This window comes from Xanthomonas campestris pv. badrii, assembly GCF_012848175.1.
GTDB classification, from domain to species: Bacteria; Pseudomonadota; Gammaproteobacteria; order Xanthomonadales; family Xanthomonadaceae; genus Xanthomonas; species Xanthomonas campestris_C.
Genome location: NZ_CP051651.1, coordinates 591,828 through 616,754 on the forward strand (window position 1 = coordinate 591,828; position 24,927 = coordinate 616,754).

General features: G+C 66.6%; 21 protein-coding genes. 17 read left to right on the forward strand and 4 right to left on the reverse strand.

The window, feature by feature from the left end; translation table 11 throughout:
* Positions 1-7: 7 nt before the first annotated feature.
* From HG421_RS02390 to lpxC, 11 genes are all read left to right on the forward strand, one after another.
* Entirely contained in the window at positions 8-1,483 is a 1,476-nt protein-coding gene (locus tag HG421_RS02390; protein WP_211161811.1) for a UDP-N-acetylmuramoyl-L-alanyl-D-glutamate--2,6-diaminopimelate ligase, read from the forward strand.
* On the forward strand, positions 1,480-3,030 hold the full coding sequence (locus tag HG421_RS02395) for a UDP-N-acetylmuramoyl-tripeptide--D-alanyl-D-alanine ligase (RefSeq protein ID WP_169704889.1): 1,551 nt from the start codon (positions 1,480-1,482) through the stop codon (positions 3,028-3,030). Before HG421_RS02390 ends, HG421_RS02395 begins: the two co-directional genes overlap by 4 nt.
* On the forward strand, positions 3,020-4,105 hold the full coding sequence (gene mraY, locus HG421_RS02400) for a phospho-N-acetylmuramoyl-pentapeptide-transferase (RefSeq protein WP_010367638.1): 1,086 nt from the start codon (positions 3,020-3,022) through the stop codon (positions 4,103-4,105). Before HG421_RS02395 ends, mraY begins: the two co-directional genes overlap by 11 nt.
* On the forward strand, positions 4,105-5,484 hold the full coding sequence (gene ftsW / locus HG421_RS02405; protein ID WP_169704890.1) for a putative lipid II flippase FtsW: 1,380 nt from the start codon (positions 4,105-4,107) through the stop codon (positions 5,482-5,484). Before mraY ends, ftsW begins: the two co-directional genes overlap by 1 nt.
* Positions 5,481-6,761: an undecaprenyldiphospho-muramoylpentapeptide beta-N-acetylglucosaminyltransferase gene (gene murG / locus HG421_RS02410; RefSeq protein ID WP_169704892.1), complete on the forward strand. Its 1,281-nt coding sequence runs from the start codon at positions 5,481-5,483 to the stop codon at positions 6,759-6,761. Before ftsW ends, murG begins: the two co-directional genes overlap by 4 nt.
* A complete protein-coding gene (gene murC, locus HG421_RS02415; RefSeq protein ID WP_169704894.1) occupies positions 6,758-8,191 on the forward strand; it encodes a UDP-N-acetylmuramate--L-alanine ligase in 1,434 nt (477 codons plus the stop codon). The genes murG and murC overlap by 4 nt, the downstream gene beginning before the upstream one ends.
* Before the next feature lie 68 nt (positions 8,192-8,259).
* Positions 8,260-9,243 carry a D-alanine--D-alanine ligase gene (locus HG421_RS02420; RefSeq protein WP_169704896.1) on the forward strand — a complete coding sequence of 328 codons (984 nt, stop codon included), beginning with the start codon at positions 8,260-8,262 and terminating at the stop codon, positions 9,241-9,243.
* 106 nt (positions 9,244-9,349) lie between these two features.
* A complete protein-coding gene (locus tag HG421_RS02425) occupies positions 9,350-10,186 on the forward strand; it encodes a cell division protein FtsQ/DivIB (protein ID WP_169704898.1) in 837 nt (278 codons plus the stop codon).
* Complete coding sequence (gene ftsA, locus HG421_RS02430) at positions 10,183-11,418, forward strand: cell division protein FtsA (RefSeq protein ID WP_003485272.1); 1,236 nt, start codon at positions 10,183-10,185, stop codon at positions 11,416-11,418. The genes HG421_RS02425 and ftsA overlap by 4 nt, the downstream gene beginning before the upstream one ends.
* A 314-nt stretch (positions 11,419-11,732) precedes the next feature.
* On the forward strand, positions 11,733-12,977 hold the full coding sequence (gene ftsZ / locus HG421_RS02435; protein ID WP_169704901.1) for a cell division protein FtsZ: 1,245 nt from the start codon (positions 11,733-11,735) through the stop codon (positions 12,975-12,977).
* Between the two features lie 232 nt (positions 12,978-13,209).
* Complete coding sequence (gene lpxC / locus HG421_RS02440) at positions 13,210-14,121, forward strand: UDP-3-O-acyl-N-acetylglucosamine deacetylase (RefSeq protein ID WP_169704903.1); 912 nt, start codon at positions 13,210-13,212, stop codon at positions 14,119-14,121.
* A gap of 331 nt (positions 14,122-14,452) precedes the next feature.
* Here lpxC and HG421_RS02445 read toward each other — a convergent pair whose 3' ends face one another.
* On the reverse strand, positions 14,453-14,899 hold the full coding sequence (locus HG421_RS02445) for a DUF721 domain-containing protein (protein WP_169704905.1): 447 nt from the start codon (positions 14,897-14,899) through the stop codon (positions 14,453-14,455).
* On the opposite strand from HG421_RS02445, the gene HG421_RS02450 reads away from it, so the two are divergent.
* From HG421_RS02450 to HG421_RS02465, 4 genes are all read left to right on the forward strand, one after another.
* Positions 14,900-15,844 (forward strand): M23 family metallopeptidase, encoded by a 945-nt coding sequence (locus tag HG421_RS02450; protein ID WP_169704907.1) that lies wholly within the window; start codon positions 14,900-14,902, stop codon positions 15,842-15,844.
* 156 nt (positions 15,845-16,000) lie between these two features.
* Positions 16,001-18,739, forward strand: coding sequence for a preprotein translocase subunit SecA (gene secA, locus HG421_RS02455; protein WP_169704909.1), 2,739 nt, complete (start codon positions 16,001-16,003; stop codon positions 18,737-18,739).
* Positions 18,740-19,029: 290 nt separating this feature from the next.
* A complete protein-coding gene (locus HG421_RS02460; protein WP_169704911.1) occupies positions 19,030-19,398 on the forward strand; it encodes a VOC family protein in 369 nt (122 codons plus the stop codon).
* A 135-nt stretch (positions 19,399-19,533) separates the two neighbouring features.
* Positions 19,534-20,481: a Nudix family hydrolase gene (locus HG421_RS02465; RefSeq protein ID WP_169704913.1), complete on the forward strand. Its 948-nt coding sequence runs from the start codon at positions 19,534-19,536 to the stop codon at positions 20,479-20,481.
* 217 nt (positions 20,482-20,698) lie between these two features.
* Here HG421_RS02465 and HG421_RS02470 read toward each other — a convergent pair whose 3' ends face one another.
* Entirely contained in the window at positions 20,699-21,325 is a 627-nt protein-coding gene (locus HG421_RS02470; protein ID WP_169704916.1) for a hypothetical protein, read from the reverse strand.
* Positions 21,326-21,370: 45 nt separating this feature from the next.
* Complete coding sequence (gene metF / locus HG421_RS02475) at positions 21,371-22,198, reverse strand: methylenetetrahydrofolate reductase [NAD(P)H] (RefSeq protein ID WP_169704918.1); 828 nt, start codon at positions 22,196-22,198, stop codon at positions 21,371-21,373.
* A gap of 312 nt (positions 22,199-22,510) precedes the next feature.
* On the opposite strand from metF, the gene HG421_RS02480 reads away from it, so the two are divergent.
* Positions 22,511-23,488 (forward strand): NAD(P)H-quinone oxidoreductase, encoded by a 978-nt coding sequence (locus HG421_RS02480; protein ID WP_169704920.1) that lies wholly within the window; start codon positions 22,511-22,513, stop codon positions 23,486-23,488.
* A gap of 88 nt (positions 23,489-23,576) precedes the next feature.
* On the opposite strand, the gene HG421_RS02485 is transcribed toward HG421_RS02480, so the two are convergent.
* Complete coding sequence (locus HG421_RS02485; protein WP_248279452.1) at positions 23,577-23,723, reverse strand: hypothetical protein; 147 nt, start codon at positions 23,721-23,723, stop codon at positions 23,577-23,579.
* Between the two features lie 194 nt (positions 23,724-23,917).
* On the opposite strand from HG421_RS02485, the gene HG421_RS02490 reads away from it, so the two are divergent.
* A complete protein-coding gene (locus HG421_RS02490) occupies positions 23,918-24,853 on the forward strand; it encodes a Gfo/Idh/MocA family protein (protein WP_169704922.1) in 936 nt (311 codons plus the stop codon).
* Positions 24,854-24,927: the final 74 nt, after the last annotated feature.

Below are 24,927 nucleotides of genomic sequence, written 5' to 3' on the forward strand. Positions count from 1 at the left end.
CCGCAGCATGCCGCTGTCGCAGCTATTGCCGGACCTGACGCTTGCGCGCGATGTGCAGGTCTCCGGCCTGGTGATGGACAGCCGTGCGGTGCGCCCGGGCGATGCCTTCGTGGCGATCGCCGGGTTCGGCGCGCATGGGCTGGGCTTTGTCGAGCAGGCGCGCGCCAATGGTGCGGTGGCGGTGTTGTTCGAACCACCGGCGCCGGCCGAACTGCCGGCACCTGCCGATGCGGTCGCGGTGCCCGGCCTGCGTGCACGCCTGGGTGCGATGGCCGATCAATTCCATGGCCACCCGTCGCGCGCGCTGCGCATGGTCGGTGTCACCGGGACCAACGGCAAGACCTCCACCGTGCAACTGCTTGCCCAGGCGCTGACCCTGCTCGGCACACCGACCGGTACGCTGGGCACGCTGGGCGTGGGCCTGTACGGCGCGGCCGTGCCGACCGGGTTCACCACGCCGCTGGTGCTGCCCATGCACGCGTTGCTGGCGCAGCTGCGCGAGGACGGCGCGCAGGCGGTGGCGATGGAAGTCAGCTCGCACGCACTCGATCAGGGCCGCGTGGATGCGGTGCATTTCGACGTGGCGGTGTTCACCAACCTCACCCGCGACCACCTCGATTACCACGGCGACATGGAGCAGTACGGCGCGGCCAAGGCCAAGCTGTTCTCTCGCGCCGGATTGAAGGCGGCGGTGGTGAATCTGGACGATGCGTTCGGCCGCAGCCTGTTCGCCTCGCTCGATCCGGCACTGCGCGCGGTCGGCGTGAGTTCGCGTGGGCAGGCCCAGGCAGGCGTGCGCGCGCAGGCCTTGCAGCTGGATCACAACGGGATCGGTTTCGCGCTGCACCTTGCAGGCGCGGTGCACCCGGTGCACTCGCCGCTGCTGGGCCGCTTCAACGTGGACAACCTGCTGGCGGTGGCCGGCGCGCTGCATGCGCTGGATTACGTCCCGGCGCAGATCGCGCAGGTGCTGGGCCAGCTGCAGCCGATCCACGGCCGCATGAATCGCCTCGGCGGCGCGCACGGCGCGCCGCTGGTGGTGGTCGACTACGCGCATACGCCCGACGCGCTGGAACAGGCACTGACCAGCCTGCGCTCGCATGCGCAGGATCGTCTGATCTGCGTGTTCGGCTGCGGCGGCGAGCGCGATACCGGCAAGCGCCCGCAGATGGCGGCCATTGCCGAACTCAATGCCGACGTGGCGATCGTCACCGACGACAACCCGCGCGGCGAAGACGGCGATGCGATCGTCGCCGACATCCTGCGCGGCTTTGCACGCCCGGATGCGGCCATCGTGCAACGCGACCGCGCCGCGGCGATCCTCCAGGCCATCGGCATGGCAGGCGCTTCGGACATCGTGCTGATTGCCGGCAAGGGCCACGAGCCCTACCAGGAAGTGGCAGGCGTGCGGCATGCCTTCGACGACGCGGCAGTAGCGGCGCAGGCCTTGCTTCCGCGCACCGTGCTGGGAGTGCGCGCATGAAGCTCACTCCGCTGTCGCTGATCGCGCATTTCGCCGGCGGCGAGCTGCATGGCGACGACGCCATGATCGATGCGGTCGGCAACGATACCCGCACGCTCGGCAGCGGCAGCCTGTACGTGGCGCTGCGTGGCGAGCGTTTCGACGGGCACGACTTTGCGGCCGACGCGGTCGCGCGTGGTGCCAGCGGTGTGCTGGTCGAGCGCCTGCTGCCGACGCTGGGCGTGCCGCAGGTTCTGGTGGCCAACACCGAACTGGCCCTGGCGCGCATCGCTGCCGGCCTGCAGCGCGACCGTGCCACCCGCGTGATCGCACTGACCGGTTCCAACGGCAAGACCAGCGTCAAGGCCTTGCTGCTGTCGATCCTGACCGAAGCCGGGCGCGTGGACGGCACCACCGTCTATGCCACGCCGGGCAATCGCAACAATGAAATCGGCCTGCCGCTGGCGGTGATCGCCGCGCCGGACGATGCGGATATCGCGGTGTACGAAATGGGTGCAGGCAAGCCCGGCGACATTGCCTATCTCACCGAGATCGCGCGGCCGCACGCGGCCCTGGTCAATAACATCGCACCGGCCCATCTGGAGCGCCTGGGCAGCCTGCTTGGCGTTGCACAGACCAAGGGCGCCATCTATACCGCGCTGCCGGCCGATGGCGTGGCGGTGATCAATGCCGACGACGCCTTCGGTGCCTGGTTCGAGCAGCAGGTGCTGGCGCAGCAGGTGCAGGGCCGTCGCGTGCTTCGGTACGGCCTGCAGGCCAGCGCCGAGATCACCGCGCGCGGGCTGCGGCTGCATCCCGATGGCGCGCAGTTCACGCTGGTGACACCGCAGGGCGAGGCGCAGATTGCGCTGCCGCTGCCAGGTCGCCACAACGTGCTCAATGCGCTGGCCGCCACCGGCCTGGCGCTGGGTGCGGGCATCGCATTGCCGGTGATTGCCGCCGGCCTGGCGCAGGCGCGCCCGGTGGCTGGCCGGCAGATCGCCCACCGCCTGCCGGGCGGGGCGGTCCTGATCGACGACAGCTACAACGCCAACCCCGGGTCATTGGATGCCGCGATCGACGCGCTGGCCGCCGCGCCAGGCGAGGGCTGGCTGGTCCTGGGTGACATGCGCGAACTCGGTCCGGAAGGCGCCGCTCTGCATGCCGCTGCCGGTCGGCGCGCCCGCGCGGCCAAGCTGCAGCGCCTGTACGCGCTGGGCGAGCTCAGTGCCGCGGCTGCGCAGGCGTTCGGCGCCGGTGGGCGAGTGTTCGCCACGCACGCGGAGTTGATCGATGCGTTGCAGGCGGATCTTGCCGAAGCCGGGACCGGGGGTCCGGGACCGGGGACCGGGGAAACGCAACAGCAAGCACCAGAAAATATGCAGGGAAATGTTTTGAGTCACGATCAGCAAGCGCAGTCTCCCGATGCCCTCCCGGGTCCCCGGTCCCCGGCCCCCGGTCCCGGCTCCACCATCACGATCCTGGTGAAGGGGTCGCGCGGCAGCGCCATGGACCGCATCGTCACCGCGTTGCTCGCACCTGCGGAGGATGCCTCCCATGCTGCTTGAGTTGGCGCGCTGGCTGCAGCAACTGGAGAGCCTGTTCGGGCTGTTCAACTATCTGACCTTCCGCGGCATCCTGGCTGCGCTGACCGCGCTGTTCCTGTCGTTGTGGATGGGCCCTGCGGTGATCCGCAAGCTGGCCCAGTTCAAGGGCGGCCAGCCGATCCGGCAGGACGGCCCGCAAACGCATTTCTCCAAGGCCGGCACGCCGACCATGGGCGGCTCGCTGATCCTGCTCACCGTCACCCTGTCGGTGCTGCTGTGGGGCGACCTGCGCAACCGTTATGTGTGGCTGGTGCTGGCGGTGATGATCTGCTTCGGCGCGATCGGCTGGTACGACGATTGGATCAAGATCGTGCGTCGCGATCCCAACGGCCTGAAGTCGCGCTGGAAGTACCTGCTGCAGTCGATCTTCGGTCTGGCCGCCGGCCTGTTCCTGTACTACACAGCCGACGTACCGGCGGCGATCACCTTCTACATTCCGATGTTCAAGTCGATCGCGCTGCCGCTGGCCGGCGTGAGCTTTGTGGTGATCGCCTATTTCTGGATCGTCGGCTTCTCCAATGCGGTGAATCTCACCGACGGCCTGGATGGCCTGGCGATCATGCCCACCGTGCTGGTGGCCTGCGCGCTGGGGGTGTTCGCCTACGCTTCGGGCAACGTGGTGTTTGCCGAATACCTGAAAATCCCACTGATTCCCGGGGCAGGCGAGCTGATCATCATCTGCTCGGCGATCGCCGGGGCAGGGCTGGGCTTTCTGTGGTTCAACACCTATCCGGCGATGGTGTTCATGGGCGACATCGGTGCGCTGTCGTTGGGCGCGGTGCTGGGCACCATCGCGGTGATCGTGCGCCAGGAAATGGTGCTGGTGATCATGGGCGGCGTGTTCGTGATTGAAACGCTGTCGGTGATGATCCAGGTGGCCAGCTTCAAGCTGACCGGCAAGCGCGTGTTCCGCATGGCGCCGATCCACCACCACTTCGAACTCAAGGGTTGGCCGGAGCCGCGGGTGATCGTGCGCTTCTGGATCATTTCGGTGGTGTTGGTGCTGATCGGCCTTGCCACGTTGAAGGTGCGCTGATGAACGACATGTCCCGCCAGGCCACGCGACTGGACGCCATCGGCGGCCGCTACGATCCGTGGCTGCTCGGGGCCGCGGTCACGCTCGCCTCGCTGGGCGTGGTGATGGTGGCGTCCAGCTCGATCGAGCTGGAGGCAAGCCCGTTCTATTACCTGACCCGCCACCTGCTGTTCCTGGGCGTCGGCATCGGGCTGGCCTTTTGGGCCATGCGTACCGAGCTCAAGACCATCGAGCAGCACAACCAGATGCTGCTGCTGGGCTGCTTTGTCATGCTCATCATGGTGTTCGTGCCTGGGCTGGGCAGCACCGTCAACGGCGCCAAGCGCTGGATCAATCTGGGCGTGTCCAGATTCCAGGTGGTCGAGTCGGTCAAGGTGCTCTACATCATCTGGCTGGCCAGCTACCTGGTGCGCTTTCGCGACGAGGTCAACGCGACCTGGCAGGCCATGCTCAAGCCGGTGTTCGTGGTCGGTTTCCTGGTGGCGCTGCTGTTGCTGCAGCCGGACTTCGGTTCGTCGATGCTGCTGTTGAGCGTCACTGCCTGCATGCTGGTGCTGGGCGGCGCGCCGATCGGGCGCATCATCCTGCCGATCCTGCTGCTGCTGCCGGCGCTGGTGGCGCTGGTGATCTTCGAGCCATACCGCATGCGGCGCGTCACCTCCTTCATGGATCCATGGGTCGATCAGCTCGGCTCGGGCTATCAGCTGTCCAACGCGCTCATGGCCATCGGCCGTGGCGAGTGGATGGGCGTGGGCCTGGGCGCGTCGGTGCAGAAGCTCAACTACCTGCCCGAATCGCATACCGACTTCATCTTTTCGGTGATCGCCGAAGAACTGGGATTCATCGGCGTGTGCGGCGTGGTGGCCCTGTACGCGTTGCTGGTCGGCCGGGCGTTCTGGCTGGGCATGCGCTGCGTGGAAATGAAGCGCCATTTCTCCGGCTATGTCGCCTTCGGTATCGGCCTGTGGGTGGCGATGCAGAGCTTCGTGTCGATCGGCGTGAACCTGGGAATTCTGCCGACCAAGGGCCTGACCCTGCCGCTGATTTCCTCCGGCGGTTCGTCGGTGCTGATGACCTGCGTGGCGATGGGCCTGCTGCTGCGGGTGTCCTATGAAATGGACCGCGCCGAGCGGCTGCGCAGCAAGCTGTCGCCGCAGGGCGCGGGCGCCGCACCCTCCGAGCCGGCTGAGCCGGCGGCCGACCCGGTTCCGCCGGCGTCTACCGCCGGACGCAAGCCGCAGCGTGAGCCGGCGGCAGCGCCGGCACCGGTGGCAGCGCCGTCAACTGCAGCGCCTTCGGTGGCGCCGGCGTCGGCGATCCTGCGCGGCACCAGCCGGATGCAGCCGCGTGTGGAACCGACCTTCGGGAGGATTGCATGAGCGTCTATGCGACTCCCGCGCAGGAGCCCGCACCTTCGCGTGCGGGGATTCGACCAGTGATGATTCTGGCCGGCGGTACCGGTGGACATATTTTTCCGGGACTGGCCGTGGCCAAGGTGCTGCGCGCGCGGGGCGTGCCGGTGATCTGGCTGGGCGCCGACGGGGCGATGGAAACGCGGCTGGTGCCGCAGCACGCGATCCCGATCGACACGCTCGCCATCAGTGGCTTGCGCGGCAAGGGCGTGATCACGTTGCTTGGCGCACCGGTGCGGGTGATGCGCGCGGTGCGCGCTGCCGGTTTCGTACTGCGCAACAGGCAGCCGCGTGCGGTGATCAGTTTCGGTGGCTTTGCGGCTGGCCCGGGCGGCCTGGCCGCGCGCCTGCTCGGCGTGCCCTTGCTGGTGCACGAACAGAATCGCGCGCCCGGCATGACCAACAAGGTGCTGTCGCGCGTCGCGCGCCGCGTGCTGACCGGTTTTCCGGGCAGCTTCGCTGGCGAAGAAGCAGTGGGTAACCCGGTGCGCGCGGAAATCGCCGCGCTGCCGGATCCGGCGGTGCGTCTGGTTGGTCGCGGCGGTCCGGTGCGGGTGCTGGTGCTGGGCGGCAGCCAGGGCGCACGCGTACTCAATCACGCCGTGCCGTCGGCGTTGGTCGCGCTCGGTCACCCGGACGTGCAGGTACGCCACCAGTGCGGTGAAAAGCTGCGTGGCGAAGCCGATGCGGCGTATGCGCAGGCTGGCGTCGACGCCAGCGTCGAACCCTTCATTGCCGACATGGCCGAGGCCTATGCCTGGGCCGATCTGGTGGTGTGCCGTGCCGGCGCCTCCACGCTGGCCGAGTTGTGCGCCGCCGGTGTCGGCAGCGTGCTGGTGCCCTTTGCCGCCGCCGTGGACGATCACCAGACCCGCAATGCCGAATACCTGGTCGGCGCCGACGCCGCGGTGCTGCTCAAGCAGGACGACAGCTTGCCGGTGCGCCTGCAGCAGGTCCTGCAGACCCTGCTCGCCGACCCTGCACGCCGCCTGTCGATGGCGCAAGCCGCCCGCACCCTGGCCAAGCCGGACGCCGCCGAGCGCATTGCCGACATCATTCTTCAAGAAGCCGGGAATGGTGAATCGGGAATGGGGAATGGGCAGAGCTCAGAACAACCGCAGGAACACACATTGATGCACGCAGACAAGCGCACCGACCAGGCATCCGTCGCCGCTGGCGCTCAGCTCCACACGATTCCTGATTCCCGATTCCCGATTCGCATCTCCGCAGGAGGTGCCCAGTGATCCGCCGTCTGCAGGACAGTGGCGATCTGGTGCGCGCGTTCCCGCGTGTGCATTTCGTGGGCATCGGCGGCACCGGCATGAGCGGCATTGCCGAGGTCATGCTGACCCTGGGCTACGAAGTCTCCGGCTCGGACAACGCCGACAACGCGGCAACGCGACGGCTGGCCAAGCTGGGTGCGCGCGTGATGCGCGGCCATTCGGCGGCTAACGTGCTGGGCACCGATTGCGTGGTGGTCTCCAGCGCGATCCGCGAAGACAATCCCGAGCTGATGGAAGCGCGCAGCCAGCGCATTCCGATCATGCCGCGTGCGGCGATGCTGGCCGAGCTGATGCGCTTCCGTCGCGGCATTGCGGTGGCCGGCACGCACGGCAAGACCACCACCACCAGCCTGGCCGCGGCGGTGCTGAGCGAAGGCGGCCTGGATCCGACCTTCGTCATCGGTGGCCAGCTGCTGGCCGCCGGCGCCAACGCCAAGCTCGGCGGTGGCCAGTGGCTGGTGGCCGAAGCCGACGAAAGCGACGGCAGCTTCCTGCGGCTGAATCCGTTGATGGCGGTGATCACCAATATCGATTCGGATCATCTGGAAAACTACGGCAACGATTTCGCCCGGGTGCAGGCCGCATTCGCCGAATTCCTGCAGCGCCTGCCGTTCTACGGCTTGGCCCTGCTGTGCATCGATGATCCGGAAGTGGCCGCACTGGCCGGCAAGACGCCGCGTCACGTCATGAGCTACGGCATGAGCGAAAACGCCGACGTGCGCGCCGAAGACGTGGTGCAGGACGGCCCGCGCATGCGCTTCACCCTGCGCCTGCCCGAAGGCACCACCACGCCGGTGACGCTGGCGTTGCCGGGCCGTCACAACGTGCTCAACGCATTGGCCGCTGCCGCGATCGGCTGGCAGCTTGGCGTGGAGCCGCAGACCATTGCGCGCGCGCTGGAAAACTTCGCCGGTATCGGCCGCCGTTTCAACGATCTGGGCGAAGTCACCACCAGCAACGGCGCACGCGTGCGGGTGGTCGACGATTACGGCCATCACCCGCGCGAGCTGGAAGCGGTGTTCGCCGCCGCCCGCGGCGGCTGGCCGGACAAGCGCCTGGTGGTGGCGTTCCAGCCGCACCGTTACAGCCGCACCCGCGATCAGTTCGACGCCTTCGCCGCCGTGCTCAGCACCGTCGACGCATTGGTGTTGAGCGAAGTCTATCCGGCCGGCGAAGCACCGATTCCCGGTGCCGACTCGCGCGCACTGGCGCGTGCCATCCGTGCACGCGGCCGTAGCGAACCGGTGGTGGTCGGGCAGATTGCCGGCCTGGCCGAAGTGCTGCCGGACGTGCTGCAGGACGGCGACCTGTTGCTGATGATGGGTGCCGGCGATATCGGCTATGTGGCCCAGCACATCATCAACAACGGGTTCGTTGGGGGTGAGGCATGAGCGCTTCAGCGATCGGGACCCGGGACCCGGGACCCGGGGCCGGTGAACAGCAGGGCGTGCAGTCCGTTTTGTCTGCTGTTCCGGGTCCCCGGTCCCCGGTCCCCGGTCCCGCACCTTCCCGCACCAGCAATCCGGCAAGCTTCGGCCGCGTTGCGGTGCTGCTCGGCGGCACCTCGTCCGAGCGTGAAGTCTCGTTGAACTCCGGCAGCAATGTGCTGGAAGCGCTGCGCGCACGCGGTGTGGATGCACAGCCGGTCGATGGCATTCCGGCGTTGGCCAAGGCATTGGCCGCACAGCAGTTCGATCGCGTGTTCAATGTGCTGCACGGCCATAACGGCGGCGGCGAAGACGGCATCGTGCAGGGCCTGATGGACGCCTTCGGCATCCCGTACACCGGCTCGGACGTGTTGGGTTCGGCCTTGAGCATGGACAAGATCCGCACCAAGCAGGTGTGGCTGTCGCTGGGTCTGAGTACGCCGCGCTATGCGCGGCTGGCTGCCGGTGCCAGCGCCGACGACATTCACGCCGCTGCACGCCAGATCGGCTTGCCGGTGATCGTCAAGCCGGCCAACGAAGGGTCCAGCGTTGGCGTCAGCCGCGTGTTCGACCAGGCCCAGCTTGAAGAAGCAGTGGTGCTGGCTGCGCGCTACGACGGCGCGTTGCTGATGGAGCAGCTGATCGAAGGCGACGAACTCACCGTGGCCGTGCTCGGCGACACCGCGCTGCCGTCCATCCGCATCGTGCCCAAGGGGCAGTGGTACGACTACAACGCCAAATACATCGCCGAGGACACGCAGTATCTGTGCCCGGGACTGGAAGGCGAGGCCGAAACGCAGATCCGCCGGCTCGCCCTCGACGCCTTCCGTGCTGCCGGCTGCCGCGGCTGGGGCCGCGTGGACGTCATGCGTGATCGCAGCAGCGGTCAGCTCTATCTGCTGGAAGTGAACACCGCTCCCGGCATGACCAGCCACTCGCTGGTGCCCAAGGCCGCCCGCCAGCTCGGCATCGAATTCGAAGAGCTGGTCTGGCGCGTGCTGGAGCAGACGCTGTGAAGACGGGAATCGTGAATCGTGAATCGGGAATGGGTAACAGCAGATGCGCTGTTGCCGTTGCGATTCCCTATTCCCGATTCCCAATTCCCGTGTGCGGAGCACACCCATGAACGCCACCCTGCGCATCCTCGCCTGGTTGCTGGCGGTGGCGCTGGTCGCGTTGCCGGTGGTGGCCGTGCTCAATGGCTGGGTCGGTGCCGAGCGCTGGCCGCTGGCGAAGTTGCGGGTGTCCGGCGATTTCAAGCGGGTGCCGGCAGAGGAGTTGCGCGCAGTGGTGCTGCCGTATGCGCGCGCAGGCTTTTTTGCGGTGAAGCTGCAGCAGGCGCAGGACGCCATCGCGCGCCTGCCGTGGGTGGAAAGCGCGCAGGTGCGCAAGCGCTGGCCGGATGTGCTGGAAGTGCACGTGACCGAGCACAAGCCGTTTGCGCGCTGGGGCACCGACCGCATGCTGTCCGAACAGGGCCGTCTGTTCCGCACGCCGCCGTTGCTGAAGGATTTCAAGTTGCCCCAGCTCGGTGGCCCGGACGCCAAGACCCAGGACGTGGTGGCGCTGTACAACGAGTCGCGCGCGCTGTTCGCACCGACCGGGCTGGACGTGGAGCGTCTTGAAATGGATGCGCGCGGCAGCTGGTCGCTGGGGCTGAGCAATGGCCTGCAAATCATGATCGGCCGCGACGATGCGCGCGCCCGCCTGCAGCGCTTCGCCCGCGTGTTGCCGCAGTTGTCAGACCCGCAGCGCCCGATCGCACGCGCCGACCTGCGCTACACCAACGGCTTTACCGTTGAAAGGCGAATCGAGAATGGGGAATCGGGAATGGAGAAGAAGCCCAAGCAGGCATCGCCCGCTACGGCTCACGCACTTGTTCTCGATTCTCCCCGCACTCGTGCACCGCTGTTGACCATTCCCCATTCCCCATTCGCTATTCCCGGCTTTAAGACATGAATCGCAAAGGCGACAAATCCCTCATCGTTGGACTGGACATCGGCACCTCCAAGGTCGTTGCGCTGGTCGGCGAATACTCGCCCGGCAATCCGATCGAGGTGATCGGCATCGGTTCGCATGAGTCGCGCGGTCTCAAGCGCGGCGTGGTGGTGGACATCGAGTCCACCGTGCAGTCGATCCAGCGCGCAGTCGAAGAAGCCGAGCTGATGGCCGGCTGCGAGATCCGCTCGGTGTATGCCTCGATCTCCGGCAACCACGTGCAGTGCAAGAATTCGCCCGGCATCGTGCCGATCCGCGATGGCGAAGTGACCTGGAGCGATCTGGAACGCGTGCTCGACGCGGCCAAGGCCGTGGCCATCCCGGCCGACCAACGCATCCTGCACGCGATTCCGCGCGAGTACGTGCTGGACGATTCGCAGGAAGGCATCCGCAACCCGGTCGGCATGACCGGCGTGCGCCTGGAGGTGCACGCGCACCTGGTGGTGTGCGCGCAGTCGGCCGCCGCCAACATCACCAAGTGCGTGCAAAAGTGCGGCCTGCAGGTCGACGATCTGGTGCTGTCCTCGCTGGCTTCCTCGGTGGCCGTGCTGACCGCCGACGAACGCGAGCTGGGCGTGGTGCTGGTGGACATCGGCGCCGGCACCACCGATCTGGCGGTGTACGTGCAGGGCGCGATCTGCCACACCGCTTCGCTGCCGATCGCCGGCGACCACGTCACCAACGACATCGCGCACATGCTGCGCACGCCCACGCCGGAAGCCGAGCAGATCAAGGTGCGCTACGCCTGCGCGCTGGCGCAGCTGGCCACCGCCGAAGAAAGCATCCAGGTGCCATCGGTGGGCGACCGCCCGCCGCGCCGCATGCCGCGCCACGCACTCGCGCAGGCGGTGCAGGGCCGTTACGAAGAAATCTTCGAGATGGTGCAGGCCGAACTGCGCCGCTCCGGCTTCGAGGAAATGGTGCGCGCCGGCATGGTGCTCACCGGCGGCGCCTCGAAGATGGAAGGCGTGGTGGAGCTGGCCGAAGAAATGCTGCAGATGCCGGTGCGCGTGGGCATCCCGCAGCACGTCACCGGCCTGGGCGAAGTCGTCGGCAACCCGGTACACGCCTCCGGCGTGGGCCTGTTGCTGATGGGCAGCCAGATCGAACATCCACGCCGCCCGTCGATCCCGACCGGGCGCGCAGGCAGCTTGTTCAAGAAATTGAAGAATTGGTATCGCGGTGAATTCTGAGGTGCAGGGATTCGGGAGTTGGGATTCGGGATTGGCAAGAGCAAGAGCGAAAAGCAAAGCGGCGGCGGTTGCGATGGTGAAGATAACGATCAAGTAGAGAGCGGCGAGCAGGTAGGCAGTAAAATTATTTGCAGGCATTGCGTCGAGGAGTAGGTGACACGAGCCGTGGAGCGCAACAGCGAATCTACGGCCCCGGCACACGAATCCCGACTTTCAAACAACAACACTCGCCGTGATGCGGAGTAGGGCAGGGACCAGCGCTTTTGCGAATCCCCACTCCCCATTCCCCAATCCCGGCTCAAGAGGACACTGACATGGCACATTTCGAACTGATTGAAAAAATGGCTCCCAACGCGGTCATCAAGGTCGTGGGCGTGGGCGGCGGCGGCGGCAACGCGGTTGCGCACATGGTCAACACCAATGTCGATGGCGTGGAATTCATCACCGCCAACACCGACTCGCAGGCGATCAAGAACTGCGGTGCCAAGCTGCAGCTGCAGCTCGGCACCAACGTCACCAAGGGCCTGGGCGCAGGCGCCAATCCGGAAGTCGGCCGTCAGGCAGCGCTGGAAGATCGCGAGCGCATCATGGACGCGCTGCAGGGCGCGGACATGGTGTTCATCACCGCCGGCATGGGCGGCGGTACCGGTACCGGTGCCGCGCCGGTCGTTGCGCAGCTGGCCAAGGAAATGGGCATCCTGACCGTGGCCGTGGTCACCAAGCCGTTCCCGTTCGAAGGCCGTCGCCGCATGCAGGTGGCGCTGAAGGGCATCGAGGAACTGAGCCAGCATTGCGACTCGCTGATCACCATTCCAAATGAAAAGCTGATCACCGTGCTGGGCCGCAACGCCACCATGATCCAGGCGTTCCGCGCTGCCAACGACGTGCTGCAGGGCGCCGTGCAGGGCATCGCCGACCTGATCGTGCGCCCGGGCCTGATCAACGTCGACTTCGCCGACGTGCGCACCGTGATGTCGGAAATGGGCCTGGCCATGATGGGTACCGGGTCGGCACGCGGAGACGATCGCGCACAGGCCGCTGCCGAAGCCGCCATCCAGAACCCGCTGCTGGACGATGTGAACCTGGCCGGTGCCAACGGCATCCTGGTCAACATCACTGCCGGCCCGGACTTCACCATGTCCGAGTTCGACGAGATCGGCCGCACCATCGAGGCATTCGCCTCGGAAGACGCCACCGTGGTCGTCGGCACCGTGCTGGACCCGGACATGCAGGACGAAGTGCGCGTGACCGTGGTGGCCACCGGCCTGAACCGTGCGGTTGCACGCCAGACCCAGCGTCCGGACCAGCGCGCGCCGATCAAGCTGGTGCGCAATGCCACCACCGGCCAGCCGGAATTCGGCGACTTCGATACCAGCAGCGGCGACGCGGTGTCCAAGGCCGTTGGCGGCAGCATGGGCCTGGGCCTGCGTCGTCCGAGCAGCGACTCGGTCGGCAGCAGCGCCGGCAACCACAACAGCGGCGGTGCTTCGGCGCCGGCGGCAGACCTGCCCAACGATTACCTGGATATCCCGGCGTTCCTGCGCCGCCAGGCCGACTGACGGGCGCCGGCTGCGTTGCCATGGTGGCGCAGCCCGCCCAGCCCGGCGATGGCGTCGGGTTCGCTATGCCATGTCCTTTCTGCCGGATCGGTCACGATCCGGCAGCTTTTGCAGTGGCGTGACTGCGGGGTTACACCCCTCATCACGCGTAACTTGTTAAAATTCGGATAACCTCACCGAATTAGACAGCCTGTTCAGCGTCTGTCTGCATTGCTCCCCCAGACTTCGTCCTATGACCCAGCAACGCACTCTCAAGAACACCATTCGCGCCACCGGCGTCGGCCTGCACAGTGGCGACAAGGTGTACATGACGCTGCGACCGGCCCCGGTCGATCACGGTGTGGTGTTCCGGCGCGTGGACCTGGAGCCGGTGGTCGAAGTGCCCGCCGATGCCGAGCTGGTCACCGAGACCACGCTGTGTACTGGCCTGACCTGTAACGGCGCCAAGATCCAGACGGTCGAGCACCTGATGTCGGCGCTGGCCGGGTTGGGTGTGGACAACGTCATCGTCGAACTGTCCTCGGCCGAGTTGCCGATCATGGACGGCTCGTCCGGCCCGTTCGTGTTCCTGCTGCAGTCGGCAGGGATCGTCGAACAGGACAAGGCCAAGCGCTTCATCCGCATCAAGCAGCCGGTGGAAGTGCGCGAGGGCGACAAGATCGCGCGCTTCGAGCCGTACGAGGGCTACAAGCTCGGTTTCACCATCGAATTCAATCACCCGATGATCCCGGCCAAGCAGTCGCGCCAGGAAATCGAGTTCTCCACCTCGGCCTACGTCAAGGAAATCTCGCGCGCGCGGACCTTCGGCTTCATGCGCGATCTGGAGTACATGCGCGAGCGCAACCTGGGCCTGGGGGGCTCGATGGACAATGCCATCGTGCTGGACGAGTTCCGCGTGCTCAACGAGGACGGCCTGCGCTATACCAACGAATTCGTCCGCCACAAGATCCTGGACGCCATCGGCGACCTGTATCTGGCTGGCGGCGCGATCCTGGGCGCCTACGAAGGCTTCAAGTCCGGCCACGCGCTCAACAACAAGCTGGTGCGTGCGCTGCTGGCGGACCAGAGCGCCTGGGAATGGGTCAGCTTCGCCGAGGGCGCCGAGCCGCCGCCGGTCGCCTACGCCAGCCCTGTCTACGCTTGAGCCGTCGATGGGCCGGGCGACCCGCCGCGCTGGCGTGTCGCGGATCTGCTGTTTCCCGCCGATCTGCCAGGCTGGCTTCTACCGACTGCCCGGCGTCGCACCGCCGCCAGGGACGGGACTCCTCATCGCAGCATGCGACCGCCCCGTGTCAGGGAATGCCGCAATCGGCAGTGGAAGCGTGAACTCCATCAGGTTTCGGGTCCGTTCTTAACTTTTATTTAAGACTTATCTAACTCCTGCATGGCGTATGCCGGCTAGGATGCCTCGGGTCGTGAGCGGTCTTCGCACTCTTTTCACGCGGTGACCGCCGTCACGTAACACGGCAAGCGCCCTACCGTTTGGTCGGTGGGACGTCCTGCAGGGAGGCAAGCGCATCGCGCAGGCCCTTGTGCGTGGCTTCGGAGACCGGCCGTGGACGGTCGCGGTTTTGCTGCGTTGGGGAATGCGGCGAAACGCTCGCAGTCTTGACGGCCACTGCGGTGGCCTTCAGCCCGATGGATCGGGCGGCATCGAGGATGTGGGTCTCGGCAAGCCGCACCTTGGCATGCCAGACCGGTGAATCAACCAGAAAAACGAGCTGTTCGCCTCGGACATTGGCCAACCGGCAACGGGTGGCCAGATGGGGCGGTAACAGGGGGCGCAACTGCCGGTCCAGCGCATCGAGCCACAAGGCGCGACGCAAGGGGTCGCCAGCCTTTTCACCCAGCGCGGCCTCGATGGCCGGCTGTGGAGCGGAAGGGTTGCGTGCGTTGGACTTGGGCTTGGACATGACACTCATATGGCGTTGAACAAAGTTGTAATCAAATCTCGGCAGACCCGGGCCCAGCGTGTGGCCCGACAGTTCCAGGACTTTGCGGCAGATCGGCCGATGCTGGTACTCGGGGCCGTGCTTGGCCTGGGCATGCTGATCGGCATCGGTGCCAGCACCGCTACAGGCATGGTGACCAATTCCGCGCTGCAGGCCAAGGTCGCCCAGCAGCAGACCGAGCTTGCGCAGGCGCAGCGTGCGTCGCAGGAGCAGGTCAATGCCCTGGCTGCCCGGCTGGGTGAGCTGCAGGCGCAGGCCACCCGCCTCAATGCCCTGGGCGAGCGCCTGACCGACATGGGCAAGTTGAAGGACGGTGAGTTCGACTTCGATGCGCCGGTCGGCGTCGGTGGCGGCGATGAGCCGGTCAGCGACATGCCGGTCGAATCGCTCAAGCAGAGCCTGGGGCAGGTGGAGCAGCAGTTTTCCGCCTCCGGGCAGCAGCTGAACGTGCTGGCCTCGCTGATGTTCGATCACCAGCTCGAGCAGAATTCGGTGCCGTCGCGGATGCCGATCCGCAATACCTACATCACCTCCGGCTTCGGTGGCCGTGCCGACCCGTTCGATGGTGGCTCGGCCTTCCACAAGGGCGTGGATTTCCATGCCAACGTGGGCGACCCGGTGCTGTCGGTGGCCGATGGCGTGGTCAGCTACGCCGGCGTGCGTGGTGGCTACGGCAATGTGGTCGAAGTGGACCACGGCAACGGGTATGTCACCCGCTACGCGCACAACTCGCGGCTGGTGGTGAAGGTGGGCGACCTGGTGCGCGCCGGGCAGCAGGTGGCCAGGGCCGGCTCCAGTGGCCGCTCCACCGGTGCGCACGTGCACTTCGAGGTGTGGGCGGACGGGCACGTGGTCAATCCACGCAAGTTCCTGGGCGACACCAATACCCCGGTGGGGCGGCGCAGGCGCGGTTGACGAAGGCGCGGGCCGCGCTTGATTCGTGAAGGCCCGCCCCAAGCTACAATAGGGTGTTGCCATCGACAGGGCGCAGTGCGCCCTGTTTCGTTTACGGCGGTCGGGTCTGTGGGGACCGGCGTCGGTCAAACCGTTCCTTTTCAACCGGTTTCTTCAATGATCAACAGTCTGCTTACCCGTGTCTTTGGCAGTCGTAACGAACGCCAGCTGCGCCAGCTCACCCGCCTCGTCACCCAGATCAATGCGCTGGAGCCGACGATCGAGAAGCTCTCCGACGCCGAGCTGCAAGCCAAGACCCCGGAGTTCAAGCAGCGGCTTGCCGGCGGCGAGTCCCTGGACAAGATTCTTCCCGAAGCGTTCGCGGTATGCCGCGAGGCCAGCCGCCGCGTGCTGGGCATGCGTCACTACGACGTGCAGCTGATCGGCGGCATGGTGCTGCACCTGGGCAAGATCGCCGAGATGCGTACCGGCGAAGGCAAGACCTTGGTGGCGACCCTGCCGGTGTACCTCAACGCCTTGCAGGGCGAAGGCGTGCACGTGGTCACCGTCAACGACTACCTGGCGCGCCGCGACTCGGCGCAGATGGGCAAGCTGTACAACTGGCTGGGCCTGAGCGTGGGCGTGGTGTATCCGGGTATGCCGCATAGCGACAAGCACGCCGCCTACGCCGCCGACATCACCTACGGCACCAATAACGAGTTCGGCTTCGACTACCTGCGCGACAACATGGCGCTGTCGCGCGCCGACCGCTACCAGCGCAAGCTGCATTACGCCATCGTCGACGAAGTGGACTCGATCCTGATCGACGAAGCGCGCACCCCGCTGATCATCTCCGGCCCGGCCGACGAATCGCCGGAGCTGTACATCCGCGTCAACCGCATCGTGCCGCAGCTGACCAAGCAGGAGAGCGAAGAGGGCGATGGCGACTTCTGGGTCGACGAGAAAGGCAAGCAGGTGCATCTGTCCGAGGCGGGCATGGGCCACGCCGAAGAACTGCTGATGCAGGCCGGCATCCTGGAAAATGCAGAAGACGGCCTGTATGCCGCGCAGAACCTGAGCGTGGTGCACCACCTCAACGCCGCGCTGCGTGCGCATGCGATCTACCAGCGCGATGTGGACTACATCGTGCGCGATGGCGAAGTGGTGATCGTGGACGAATTCACCGGCCGCACCCTGACCGGGCGCCGCTGGTCCGACGGCCTGCACCAGGCGGTCGAAGCGAAGGAAGGCGTGCCGGTCCAGCGCGAGAACCAGACCCTGGCCAGCATCACCTTCCAGAACCTGTTCCGCATGTACAAGAAGCTGTCCGGCATGACCGGTACGGCCGACACCGAAGCCTACGAATTCCAGAGCATCTACGGCCTGGAAGTGGTGGTGATCCCGACCAACCGCCCGACCGTGCGCAAGGACCACCCGGACCAGGTGTTCCTCAACCGCAAGGGCAAGTTCAATGCGGTGCTGGCCGACATCGAAGACTGCGCCAAGCGCGGCCAGCCGGTGCTGGTGGGTACCACCTCGATCGAAACCTCGGAGATGCTGTCCGAGCATCTGCGCAAGGCCGGGGTGAAGCACGAGGTGCTCAACGCCAAGCAGCATGAGCGCGAGGCCACCATCGTGGCCAATGCCGGCCAGCCGGGCGCGGTGACCATCGCCACCAACATGGCCGGTCGCGGTACCGACATCGTGCTGGGCGGTTCGTTGGAATCGGAGTATCACGCCCTCGGCGAAGACGCCAGCGAAGACGCGCGCTTCAAGATCAAGACCGAGTGGCAGCGTCGCCATGACGCGGTCAAGGCGGCCGGCGGCCTGCACATCATCGGTACCGAGCGCCACGAATCGCGGCGCATCGACAACCAGCTGCGCGGCCGTGCCGGTCGTCAGGGCGACCCGGGTTCCTCGCGCTTCTATCTGTCGCTGGAAGACAACCTGATGCGCATCTTCGCCTCGGACTGGGTCCAGAAGGCGATGCGCATGATGGGCATGAAGGAAGACGACGTCATCGAAGATCGCCTGGTCAGCCGGCAGATCGAGAAGGCGCAGCGCAAGGTGGAAGCGCACAACTTCGACATCCGCAAGAACCTGCTGGACTTCGATGACGTCAACAACGACCAGCGCAAGGTGATCTATGCCCAGCGCGACGAGTTGCTGGATGCCGAGTCGGTCAAGGACAACGTCGACGGCATCCGCGGCGATGTGATCTACGACCTGGTCGCGCGCTTCGTGCCGCCCAATTCGGTGGACGAGCAGTGGGACCTGCAAGGCCTGGAAGCCACGCTGGAATCGGAGCTGGGCATGCCGCTGGCGCTGCGCGAGATGGCGCGTACGCAGGAGGAACTGGACGCCGAACAGATCGCCGCCAAGGTGCAGACAGCGGTGGATGCGCACTTCGCCGAGAAGGAAGCCGCCATTGGCGCGGACACCATGCGCGCGCTGGAAAAGCACGTGATGCTGACCGTGCTAGACCAGGGCTGGAAGGAGCACCTGGCCAAGATGGATTACCTGCGCCAGGGCATCTACCTGCGCGGTTACGCGCAGAAGCAGCCCAAGCAGGAATACAAGAAGGAAGCCTTCGAGCTGTTCTCCGAGATGCTGGAGAACGTCAAGCGCGAGGTGATCAACCTGCTGGCGCGCGTGCGCATCCGCAGCGAGGAAGAAGTGGCCGAATTGGAGGAGCAGGAACGTCGTCAGGCCGAGGCACGTCTGCTGGCTTCGCAGTTTCAGCACCAGGATGCCGGCGGTTACGGCGCCGACGAGGAAGTGGAACAGATGCAGGGCGGCAACGCACCGGTGCCGGTGTCGCAGGTCACCCGCGACGAGCCCAAGGTCGGCCGCAACGATCCCTGTCCGTGCGGCAGCGGCAAGAAGTACAAGCACTGCCACGGTCAGCTCAGCTGATGCTGAGCTGACCGTGGTGCAGCCCGCTTCGCGGGCTGCACACCCGCTATCCGCAACGCGGACAGCGGGCTCACGGTCCTTGCTTCCGATCCCCCGCGCCTTCGGCGCCCCCCCCTTACCAAGGGGGGCTTTGCATCCTGTGGCGATGCGGAGAGGTTCACCGGCCGATTAGCCTCGCTACACACTTGTCCATCGCGCAAGGACGCCAATCGTGCCCGGCTGTATGCAGGCGTCTACGCCTGCGTCACCGCGGGGCGTATGCTCGATCCACGTCCGGCGTGGAATGCGTCATGTCGCAGCTGTCGAGCCAGCAACTGAAGGTGTTCGTGCCTGCACGCGATTACGCGTTGTCGCAGCGGTTCTATCGCGCGCTGGGATTCGTGCAGGAAGACGAGGTCGGCAATGTGACCTGCTTCCGGCATGGCGCGCACTGTGCGTTCCTGCTGCAGGATTTCTATGTGCGCGAGCTGGCCGAGAACCTGATGTTGCACCTGTGGGTGGACGATGCCGACGGGTGGTGGCAGCACGTGCACGACACCGGCCTGAATGCGCAGTTCGGAGTGACCTGCAGCGCGCCGGAAGATCGGCCATGGGGCGCACGCGATTTCACCCTGCATGACCCCAGCGGCGTGCTCTGGCGCATCGGGCATCCGCTGTAGGCCGGGATTGGAGATTCGGGAATCGGGATTGGCAAAAGCGCGCATGCCGCGTTTTGACGAATCCCGAATCCCCAATCACTAATCCCAGCCCTCAAGCGATTGCGCTGGACCGCTGACTCGCGGCACTCTTGATGCATGCCCGACTCCCTCAGATCCATTCACGTCGTTGCCGGCGTGATCACCGACCCCCGCGGGCGCATCCTGCTCACCCGCCGCACCGAAACCCGCGACATGCCCGGCCTCTGGGAGTTCCCTGGTGGCAAGCGCGAGCCCGGCGAAACCTCCGAACAGGCGCTGGTGCGCGAGCTCAATGAAGAACTGGGCATCGAGGCACAGGTGGGCGATTGGGTGATGGACGTACCGCAGCTCTACCCGGACAAGCGGCTGCGCCTGGAAGTGCGTCACATCAGCGGCTGGAAGGGCAGCCCACGTGGGCGCGAAGGCCAGGCGATGACCTGGGTGGCGGCCGACAAGCTGCTCCGCTATTCGATGCCGCCGGCCGATGTGCCGGTGGTGGGCGTGCTACGGCAGCCGGACCGTTACCTGATCACGCCCGAGCCGGAAGACGAGGCGCGCTGGCTGGAGAGCCTGGAGGGTGCGTTGCAGGCGGGCGTGATGCGCCTGCAGTTGCGTGCGCGGCAGTGCGAGCCGGCGCGTTGGCAGGCCCTGCTGCAGAAGGTGATGCGCCTGCGTGGCCGCCACCGTGCGCAGTTGCTGCTCAATCGCGATATCGCCCTGGCCGCCGAGCTGGGCATCGGCGTGCACCTGGGCGCCGAGCAACTGGCCGGCCTGCAGGAGCGCCCGCTGCCGGCCGAGCACCTGGTGGCCGCGTCCTGCCACGGGGTGGAAGACCTGCGCCATGCCCAGCGGCTCGGCTGCGATTTCGCCGTGCTGGGACCGGTGCAGGCCACCGCGTCGCATCCGGGCGCCACGCCGCTGGGATGGGACGGTTTCGAGCGCCTGCGCGAGCAGGTATCGCTGCCGATCTACGCGCTCGGCGGCATGGGTGTCGACGATCTACGCAAGGCGCGTTCGCACGGGGCGCAGGGCATCGCGGCGATTCGGGGCCTGTGGCCGAGCTGACGGCGGCGCCTGAAGCTATGGGGTTGCCTCTGGCGATGCGACCGGCAGCGGGATTGCCGGTCGCGCTGGGGCTCGGAAGTGGCGATGCGCCGGATCGACGCAGCAAAGGCGCTTTGCGATCGCTCAGCGTTGCCGGTGCGATCGGCTGCTGTTGACGTAATGCATAGAGCGCCGGCAGAACCAGGTCGGCAGGCACATCGCGTATCGCCCGATACAGTTAGAACGTCACCCAGAAACAGTTGTACTGCCGGCGCAGCCGCAACACACTGCGCGCGGGTGTGCCGCTGGCCAGATTCTGTTCCAGGCGCAAGCCCCAGGGGCGCGGGCGCGTGGGAGCCGGCAACGGTGCGTCGATCTGGCTGCCATCCAGCGAGGGCGTTGCCGCTTCGCCGCCGCTTTCCCAGGTGGGCGTGTCGGTCTGTGGGTACATCGGCACGATGTCGAGCAGCGGGCGTTGCACGATGGCTTCCAGCCGGCTCAGCACGTGATTGGCGGCGGCATCGGACTGGCCGCTCCACAGGTACAGGCTGGACAGGCGATTGACGTCGCGGCTGTCCACCGCCAGTTGCAGCAGCGACACCAGTTCGCTCAGCCGCCGCGGGCAGCCGTAGCGATACAGGCCGGCATTGCCTTGCGGGCGGATGGCGGGCGGCGCGCGGCTGGCCGCGCCGACGTCTTCGCAGCGCCGGTCGGTGAACAGGGTTTGCCCGTCCGGCGCGACGCAGCGATGGATTTCCTGCGCCTGCACGCGCGCGGCGGGATAGGCGCAGAGCAGGAACAACAGGGGCAAAAGGCGATGCATCGACGCAGCGTAGCCGGGCGCGTGTGAGCTGGCGATATGCATGCGCACGGGTGTGCGAGGGCGAGGACCGGAATGCGAAGCAGGTGCTCAACGTCCGAGCAGCTGCAGTACCTGGGTGGTCGGCTTGGCCAGATTGAGGGTGTAGAAGTGCAGGGCCGGTGCGCCCCCGGCGATCAGGCGTTCGCACAGGGCGGCCACCACTTCGGCACCGAAGGCGCGCACCGCATCGGCATCGTCGCCGTAGGCCTGCATCTTCCTGCCGATCCAGCGCGGAATCTCGGCGCCGCATTGCTCGGAAAAGCGGCGCAGTTGCGAGAAATTGGAGATCGGCATGATGCCGGGAATGATCGGCACCGCCACGCCCAGGCGCTCCACCGCATCGCGGAAATGGAAGTAGGCATCGGCGTTGTAGAAATACTGGGTGATCGCCGCGTCCGCGCCGGCATCGACCTTGGCCTTGAAATAGCGCAGGTCGCTGAGCGCATCCGTGGCCTGCGGGTGGGTCTCCGGATAGGCGCCCACTTCGATGCGGAAGGCGTCGCCGTGTTCGGCGCGGATAAAGGCGATCAGATCCGAGGCATAACGCAGGTCGCCGGGGTGGCCCATGCCCGAGGGCAGGTCGCCGCGCAGCGCCACGATGCGGGTGCAGCCGATGGCGCGGTACAGCGTGAGCAACTCGCGGATCTCCTGGCGGCTGCCACCGACGCAGGACAGATGCGGCGCCGCTTCGAAGCCATGCCTCTGCTTGAGATGGCGCACGGTTTCGGAGGTGTAGCTGAGCGTGGAGCCGCCGGCGCCGAAGGTGCACGACACGTATTCCGGCGCGTATCCCTTCAACCTGGCTGCAGTGCGGTCCAGCTGCGCGCGCTGGTCGTCTGTCTTCGGGGGGTAGAACTCGAAACTGAGATGCGTCATCGCGGCGGATCCGGCAGAGCGTGTCGGCATAATATCGCTCCATCGCGATGAATGCATATTTGGTTGCGGATGTCCCGGTTCGCTGTGGTGAGCCGTGGTAACAGCATGCGCTCGGGTCTGCCTGGGCCGGCGCGTCGATGGGTGGTGCCTGGGGGTGTCTGGCACCTCACCCCACCTCGCAGCGCGAGCGCCAGCAACCGGAACAGAACGTCATCGCCACTTCGTGGTGCCGCACCCGGGCGTGCCGGCGACCTGGCGCCAGACATCACACCCGCATGCCTACACTGGAGGCTTTCTCACCGGAGCGTTCGCATGAGCGACACCACCATGACCGCCATCGCCATCCGCGATGGCAAGGGCGACGCCGACGCGTTGTACCCGACCGAGCAACCGCGCCCGCGTCCTGCGCCAGGCCAGGTGTTGATCCGCGTGCACGCCGCCGGCATCAACCGCCCGGACCTGCTGCAACGCGCCGGGCACTACCCGCCGCCCCCCGGTGCGCCGGAAACGCTGGGTCTGGAAGTGGCCGGCGAGATCGTGGAGCCGGCTGGTCGCTGGAACGTGGGCGACCGCGTCTGCGCACTGCTCGGCGGCGGTGGCTATGCGCAGTACGTCGCGGTCGACGCGCGGCATGTGTTGCCGATTCCGGCCGGCATGGAGCTTGTCCACGCCGCGGCGCTGCCCGAAACCATGTTCACCGCCTACACCAACCTGTTCGAGCACGGCCAGCTTGCGGCCGGCCAATGGTTGCTGCTGCATGGCGCCACGTCCGGCATCGGGGTGACCGCGATCCAGATGGCCAAGGCCGCCGGCGCGCACGTGCTGGCCACCGCCCGTTCTGCAGGCAAGGCTGCGCAGGCGCGCGAGCTGGGCGCCGATGTGGCGATCGACTCCACCGCCGAGTCGTTCGTCGCAGTGGCCAAGGCGCACGGCGGGGTGGATGTGGCGCTGGACATGGTGGGCGCTGCGGTGTTCGCCGACACGCTGGAAGCGCTCAACCCGCGTGGGCGCATCGTCTATATCGCGTCCCAAGCCGGTGCCACCCTGCAGGTGCCGATTCCGCAACTGATGCGCAAGCAGGCCATCCTCACCGGGTCTACCCTGCGTCCGCGCAATGCCGACGAAAAAGCCCGGCTGGCCGCAGCGGTGGAGCGCGTGGTGTGGCCGTGGATCGAGCAGGGCAAGATCCGCGTGCTGCTGGACAAGCGCTTTGCGCTTGCCGATGCGGCCGCAGCGCATCGGTATCTGGAACAGGGCAGCCACCTGGGCAAGGTGGTGCTGGAGATGTAGGTGTCTGCGCTGGCCTTGCCGACGACGTGTATGAGGCCGTGCGGCGCTCTGCACGCAATCTCACGCGCCGCGTGGCGCTGAGCGACACTCAAGCCGCGCGCTCGACCACTGCCTGGATCCGGTGCCCATCCGGGTCGATGACGAACGCGGCGTCGTAGGCATCGCCATCGTCCGGTCGCGGGCCGGGCGCCGTTGCAGCGCCCACCGTGCTGCAACGCAGCCAGGTGGAAGGCATTCACGCGGCCGCGTGCAGGTATAGCAAAACAAGCAGGAGCGATGTCTCGCGGCCGGCCAGTAGTGCGCCGTACACTGCGATCCCACCGGCCGTAGCTGCCTCCAGTTCGCGGCTGCGGTGGCATCGCATGCCCGGCAGATCGCAGCGGCAACGGCGTGAGCACGCTCACTTCACTCATCAGCACGAAGGTTTCGATGAAGCATCCAGACGCATTGCGCATTGCCCTTGTCGGTATCGGCAAGATCGCCCGCGACCAGCATGTGCCCACGATTGCCGCGCGCGCCGATGTGCAGCTGGTGGCCACCGTCAGCCGGCATGGCACCGTCGATGGCGTGCCGGCGTATCAGACCCTGGAGGACGCATTCGCTGCGCATCCGGAGCTGGAAGCAGTGGCCCTGTGCACGCCACCGGTTGGGCGGCACGCGTTGGCGCAGACGGCGTTGAGCGCCGGCCGTCATGTCTTCCTGGAAAAGCCGCCGGCTGCCACGCTCGCCGAGATCAACGACCTGCGCGAGGTGGCGCGCACCGCGCAACGCAGCCTGTTCACCAGCTGGCATTCGCGCTGCGCCGCTGGCGTGGAGCCGGCGCGCGCGTGGCTGGCGGACAAGCAGATCCTGCGCGCGCACATCACCTGGAAGGAAGACATTCGCCACTGGCACCCGGGTCAGGACTGGATTCTGGAGCCGGGCGGCATGGGGGTATTCGATCCCGGCATCAATGCGCTCTCCATCGCCACCCATGTATTGCCGCGCGCGTTCGCCTTGCGCGGGGCCGAGCTGCACACGCCGGAAAATCGCCAGGCACCGCTGTACGCCAGCTTGGGCTTTGTCGATACCGCCGGCGTGCCGGTGACGGCCGAATTCGACTTTTTGCAGACCGGCCACCAGCGCTGGGACATCGAGGTGGACACGACTCAGGGACAACTGGTGCTCAGCGAAGGCGGCGCCAAGCTGCATATCGATGGGCAAGCGCAGGCGGTGCCCGCGTCCAGCGAATACGACGGGTTGTATCAGCGCTTCGTGCAGCTGGTACGGGCCGGCGAATCGGAAGTGGATGTCGCGCCGTTCGTGCATGTGGCCGACGCGTTCCTGCTGGGCGCACGCAAGGTCACCGCGCCGTTTGCCTGGTAAGAGCGGCAAACAACGCGACTGCGCCGCCAGGTACACGCAGCCGCTGCTTGAGTGCCTCGGGTAGCGCGCCTGCA

Coding starts and splice junctions, on each gene's coding strand:
- ftsZ (WP_169704901.1), top strand. CDS start 11,733: ATGGCACATTTCGAACTGATTGAAAAAATGGCTCCCAACGCGGTCATC.
- HG421_RS02460 (WP_169704911.1), top strand. CDS start 19,030: ATGTCGCAGCTGTCGAGCCAGCAACTGAAGGTGTTCGTGCCTGCACGC.
- metF (WP_169704918.1), bottom strand. CDS start 22,198: ATGACGCATCTCAGTTTCGAGTTCTACCCCCCGAAGACAGACGACCAG.
- lpxC (WP_169704903.1), top strand. CDS start 13,210: ATGACCCAGCAACGCACTCTCAAGAACACCATTCGCGCCACCGGCGTC.
- mraY (WP_010367638.1), top strand. CDS start 3,020: ATGCTGCTTGAGTTGGCGCGCTGGCTGCAGCAACTGGAGAGCCTGTTC.
- HG421_RS02470 (WP_169704916.1), bottom strand. CDS start 21,325: ATGCATATCGCCAGCTCACACGCGCCCGGCTACGCTGCGTCGATGCAT.
- murG (WP_169704892.1), top strand. CDS start 5,481: ATGAGCGTCTATGCGACTCCCGCGCAGGAGCCCGCACCTTCGCGTGCG.
- HG421_RS02425 (WP_169704898.1), top strand. CDS start 9,350: ATGAACGCCACCCTGCGCATCCTCGCCTGGTTGCTGGCGGTGGCGCTG.
- secA (WP_169704909.1), top strand. CDS start 16,001: ATGATCAACAGTCTGCTTACCCGTGTCTTTGGCAGTCGTAACGAACGC.
- HG421_RS02450 (WP_169704907.1), top strand. CDS start 14,900: ATGGCGTTGAACAAAGTTGTAATCAAATCTCGGCAGACCCGGGCCCAG.
- HG421_RS02395 (WP_169704889.1), top strand. CDS start 1,480: ATGAAGCTCACTCCGCTGTCGCTGATCGCGCATTTCGCCGGCGGCGAG.
- ftsW (WP_169704890.1), top strand. CDS start 4,105: ATGAACGACATGTCCCGCCAGGCCACGCGACTGGACGCCATCGGCGGC.
- HG421_RS02390 (WP_211161811.1), top strand. CDS start 8: ATGCCGCTGTCGCAGCTATTGCCGGACCTGACGCTTGCGCGCGATGTG.
- HG421_RS02445 (WP_169704905.1), bottom strand. CDS start 14,899: ATGAGTGTCATGTCCAAGCCCAAGTCCAACGCACGCAACCCTTCCGCT.
- HG421_RS02485 (WP_248279452.1), bottom strand. CDS start 23,723: ATGCCTTCCACCTGGCTGCGTTGCAGCACGGTGGGCGCTGCAACGGCG.
- HG421_RS02465 (WP_169704913.1), top strand. CDS start 19,534: ATGCCCGACTCCCTCAGATCCATTCACGTCGTTGCCGGCGTGATCACC.
- HG421_RS02480 (WP_169704920.1), top strand. CDS start 22,511: ATGAGCGACACCACCATGACCGCCATCGCCATCCGCGATGGCAAGGGC.
- HG421_RS02490 (WP_169704922.1), top strand. CDS start 23,918: ATGAAGCATCCAGACGCATTGCGCATTGCCCTTGTCGGTATCGGCAAG.
- ftsA (WP_003485272.1), top strand. CDS start 10,183: ATGAATCGCAAAGGCGACAAATCCCTCATCGTTGGACTGGACATCGGC.